Origin of the sequence: Pseudomonas sp. SIMBA_068 (genome assembly GCF_046534705.1) — a bacterium.
Lineage (GTDB): Bacteria > Pseudomonadota > Gammaproteobacteria > Pseudomonadales > Pseudomonadaceae > Aquipseudomonas > Aquipseudomonas putida.
Window position 1 is genome coordinate 1 of the sequence record NZ_JAWRYI010001725.1, and the last position, 233, is coordinate 233.

At 48.9% G+C, this 233-nt stretch carries 1 protein-coding gene; it reads left to right on the plus strand.

The window, feature by feature from the left end; all coding sequences use genetic code 11:
• Positions 1 to 233, plus strand: a 233-nt coding sequence (locus tag SB756_RS35655) for a fimbria/pilus outer membrane usher protein (RefSeq protein WP_410913955.1), incomplete at both ends; no start/stop codon positions are given.

Sequence of the window (233 nt, forward strand, 5' to 3'; positions counted from 1 at the left end):
TTCCAACAGCGGCGATTTAGAAGTCACGATTGAAGAAAGTGACGGTACGCAACGTCGCTTTATCCAGCCTTATCCTTCATTACCCATGATGCAGCGACCTGGGCATCTAAAGTATAGCGCGACCGCTGGACGCTATCGCGCTGATGCAAACAGTGATAGCAAGGAACCCGAATTTGCTGAAGCCACGGCAATATATGGTTTGAATAATACTTTTACGCTGTATGGCGGCCTGC